Source organism: Streptomyces sp. NPDC104106, from assembly GCF_055584345.1.
In genome coordinates this window covers 1-4,406 of sequence record NZ_JBVJMF010000052.1, presented here as the reverse complement: position 1 = coordinate 4,406, position 4,406 = coordinate 1, and the positions used below count along the sequence as shown (strand labels likewise).

Sequence of the window (4,406 nt, the reverse complement as noted above, 5' to 3'; positions counted from 1 at the left end):
CCTTCGACCACCGGCACTACTGGCTGCGGATGGCTCCTGCCGCGGATGCCGTGGCTCTGGGACAGAGCACCGCCGATCACCCGCTCCTGGGTGCGATGGTTCCGCTGCCGCAGTCGGACGGTCTGGTCTTCACCTCGCGGCTGTCCCTGCGCACGCACCCCTGGCTGGCCGACCACACCGTAGGGGGACTGGTCGTCGTACCCGGCGCCGGGCTGGTCGAGGTGGCCGTACGAGCCGGCGACGAAGTCGGCTGCGGTGTCGTGGAGGAGTTGGTCATCGAGGCTCCACTGGTGGTGCCCGAGCAGGGCGGGGTGCGGGTTCAGGTCACCGTCGAGGCTCCGGACGCGCAGGGCCGGCGCGCGGTGTCCGTGCACTCCGCGCGGGAGGACATCGGCGGCGGGATCGGCGCCGATGCGTGGACCCGGCATGCCATAGGCAGCCTCAGCGGTACGGACGGTGCGCCCGGCACCTACGACTTCACGGACTGGCCCCCGCCCGGTGCCCAGGCGCAGGACCTGTCCGGAACGGACGAGCGGCTGCTTCGGCACGGCTACGAGTACGGCCCGGCCTTCCAGGGCCTGCGGGCCGTGTGGCGGCGCGGCGAGGAGATCTTCGCCGAGGTCGCCCTGCCGGACGGGCAGCGGGACCCGTCGGCCCGGTACGGCATCCATCCGGCACTGCTGGAGGCCGCCCTGCACCCCGCACTCCTGGAAGCCGGGACAGCCGACGGCGCTGAGATCTGGCAGCCGCTGGAATGGGGGCGGCTGACGCTCCACGCGGAGGGCGCAACGGCGCTGCGCGTGCGCCTGGCGCTGTCCGCCTCTGGCGCCCTGGTGCTCCAGGCGGCCGACGAGGCCGGTGGCCCGGTCGTCACGGCCGAGGCCGTCACACTGCGGCCGGTCTCCGGGGAGCAGTTGGAGGCGGCGGCTGGGAGTGGGTCCGGTTCGGATGCGTTGTTCCGGGTGGAGTGGGGGGTGCTGTCGTCGGCTGTCAGCGGTGCTGGTGGTGGTGTGGTTTCGGGTGTGAGGGTGGTGGAGGCGCGTACTGGTGGGGGCGGTGATGTGCCGGTGGCGTTGGTGGGTCGGGTGCTGGGGGCGGTGCGGGGGTGGTTGGCGGAGGACCGGCCGGTGGAGGAGGGGCGGTTGGTGGTGGTGACGCGGGGTGCGGTGCCGGCTGGTGGTGAGGGGGCGGTCACTGATCCCGGTGGTGCGGCGGTGTGGGGGTTGGTGCGTGCGGCGCAGGCGGAGAACCCGGACCGGATCGTTCTCGTGGACACGGACCCCGGTAGTGATACGGGGATCGAGGCGGTGGGCCTGAGCGTGCTGCTCGCCACCGGTGAACCGCAACTGGCGGTGCGTGGTGAGGTGCTGTACGTACCGCGGCTGGCCAGGTTGTCTCCCGTCGGTGGCTCCGCGGCACCGGTGCTGGACCCGGAGGGCACGGTCCTCATCACCGGCGGTACGGGGACGCTCGGCGCCGAGGTCGCCCGGCACCTGGTGGAGCAGCACGGGGTACGGCACCTGGTGCTGGCCGGCCGGCGTGGTCCCGAGGCCGAGGGCGCCGACCGGCTCGTCGCCGAACTCGGGGCACGGGGCGCCGCCGTATCGGTGGTCGCGTGCGACGTCACCGATCGCGACGCGGTTGCCGCGCTGCTCTCCGCCGTACCGGACGCGCATCCGCTGACCGGTGTCGTGCACGCGGCACGCGTCTTCGACGCCGGGATGATCGGCGAGATGGACGAGGACCGAATCGCCCGGGTCTTCGCCCCGAAGGTGACGGCTGTCCGGCACCTGGACGAGTTGACCCGCGAACTCGCCCCGGATCTGGCCGCGTTCATCCTGCTCTCCTCCGCGTCCTCCATCTTCCTGGGCGCGGGCACCGGCGGGTACGCGGCGGCCAACGCCTATCTGGACGCGGTCGCCCACCGGCGCCGGGCGGCCGGGCTCCCCGCCGTCTCCCTGGCCTGGGGCCCGTGGGAACCGGTGGGCGGCCAGGACACGGCCACCGGTCACGCCGTACGGAGCCGGCCCGGCCGGCGCGGCGGCGTCGTACCGCTCACGCCCGCGGAGGGAATGCAACTGCTCGACACGGCACTGTCGGCCGGCGAGGCGTTGGTGGTGCCGGTCAGGCTCGACCTGCGGGCGCTGCGCGCCGACGCCGCGCTGGGCGCCGGTGTCGCGCCCCTGCTCCGGGGCCTGGTGCGGACCGGCCGGAGGGCCGTCCGAGTCGGTGCCGGGGACTTTGGCGGGCTCGCCCGCAAGCTCGCCGCACTGTCCCCCGCCGAACAGCAGACCTTGCTGCTGGAGCTGGTGCAGGGGCAGGTGGCGACCGTACTCGGACACACGGGGGCGGACCAGATCAGGGTCGAAACGGCGTTCAAGGAGGCCGGGTTCGACTCCCTCACCGCCGTCGAACTGCGCAACCGGCTCCGCGAAGCCACCGGCCTGAACCTGCCCGCCACCACCGTCTTCGACTACCCGACCCCCCTGACGCTCGCCCGCTACCTGTGCGAGCGGCTTGCCCCGGGCGACCAGGCCGCCCCGACCACGCACCCGCTGCTCGCCGAACTCAGCAAGCTGGAAGGGATGTTGACCGAGACCGCTCCCGACGACGCCACCCGCGCCCAGGTCGCCACCCGGCTCCAGGGCCTGCTGACCGCCTGGTCCACGGCGACCGTCACCGAGGGGAACGACGACGAGGAGGCCCTGGACTTCGAATCCGCCTCCGACGACGAGCTGTTCGAACTCATCGACACCGAATTCGGTGAATAGCGAACAAGTAACTACCAACGACCGAACTACCAACGACCGAACAACCAACGACCGAGCAACCAACAACCACGCCAGCCCGCCCGCCCCGCAGTCCACCTGACGCCTTAGCCCCACTAGGAGCTGACCCGCAATGGCGGATGAAAGCAAGCTTCGCGACTACCTCAAGCGCGTACTCGCCGACGCGCGTCGCTCGCAGCAACGCGTCCGTGAACTTGAGGCCGAGAAAGCGGAGCCGATCGCGATCGTGGGCATGGCGTGCCGGCTGCCCGGCGGGGTGACCGGACCTGACGACCTGTGGCGGCTCGTCCGCGAACGGGGCGACGGTGTAACGGAGTTCCCGACCGACCGGGGCTGGGACCTGGAGAGGCTCTTCGACGCCGACCCCGACAAGACGGGCACCTCCTACGTCGACAAGGGAGGCTTCCTGCACGAGGCGGCTCTGTTCGACGCGGGCCTGTTCGGTATCTCGCCGCGTGAGGCGGTGGCGATGGACCCCCAGCAGCGGCTCCTCCTCGAAATGTCGTGGGAGGCCCTGGAGCGGACCGGCATGGACCCCACGGCTCTCAAGGGCTCGGACGTCGGCGTCTTCGTGGGCGTCATCAACGAGGGCTACGCCACCGGCGGCCCGGTCCCGCCGGAACTGGAGGGGTTCACCGGGACCGGTACCACCGGAAGCGTGGCCTCGGGCCGCATCTCCTACGTCTTCGGCCTGGAGGGCCCCGCGGTGACCGTGGACACCGCCTGCTCCTCCTCCCTGGTCGCCATGCACCTGGCCGCCCAGGCCCTGCGCCGTGGTGAGTGCTCCATGGCCCTCGCCGGCGGCGCGACCGTCATGGCCGGCCCCGGCATGTTCATGCAGTTCTCGCGGCAGCGGGCGCTGGCCGCCGACGGCCGCTGCAAGTCGTACGCCGACGCCGCCGACGGCACGGGGTGGGCCGAGGGCGCGGGCATGGTCGTCCTGGAGCGCCTGTCCGACGCCCGCCGCAACGGCCACCGGGTGCTGGCCGTCGTCCGCGCCTCCGCGGTCAACCAGGACGGTGCCTCCAACGGCCTGACCGCCCCCAACGGCCCCTCCCAGCAACGCGTCATCCGCAAGGCGTTGGCCGAGGCCGGGCTCACGCCGGCGGACGTGGACGCGGTGGAGGGCCACGGTACGGGCACGGTCCTCGGCGACCCGATCGAGGCCCAGGCGCTCCTCGCCACCTACGGCCAGGACCGTGAACGGCCGCTCTGGCTGGGCTCGTTGAAGTCCAACATCGGACACACCCAGGCCGCCGCCGGCGTCGCCGGTGTGATCAAGACGGTCCTGGCGATGCGGCACGGCATCCTCCCGGCCACACTGCACGTCGACGCCCCCTCGTCCCAGGTCGACTGGTCGGCGGGTTCCGTCGCGCTGCTGACCGAGGAGCGGGAGTGGCCCGCCACGGGGCGCCCGCGCCGGGCCGGTGTCTCCTCCTTCGGTGTCAGCGGCACCAACGCCCACCTGATCCTCGAAGAAGCCCCGGAGCAACCACCCGCGGAGCCGGTGACCCCGCTCGACGGTGTGGTGCCGTTGGTGGTGTCGGCGGCGTCGGGGGGTGCGCTGGCGGGTCAGGCGGAGCGGTTGGCGGGGTTCGTCGGTGGCGCGGAGGTGTC

1 protein-coding gene and 1 pseudogene are annotated in these 4,406 nt (G+C 72.6%); both read left to right on the top strand.

Annotation, left to right across the window (positions count from 1 at the left end; translation table 11 throughout):
• Positions 1-2,771, top strand: a 2,771-nt coding sequence (locus tag ACZ60X_RS43725; protein WP_469611402.1) for an SDR family NAD(P)-dependent oxidoreductase, incomplete at its 5' end; no start/stop codon positions are given.
• Between the two features lie 130 nt (positions 2,772-2,901).
• Positions 2,902-4,406 (top strand): annotated as a pseudogene (locus tag ACZ60X_RS43720) (type I polyketide synthase); the annotation flags it as partial.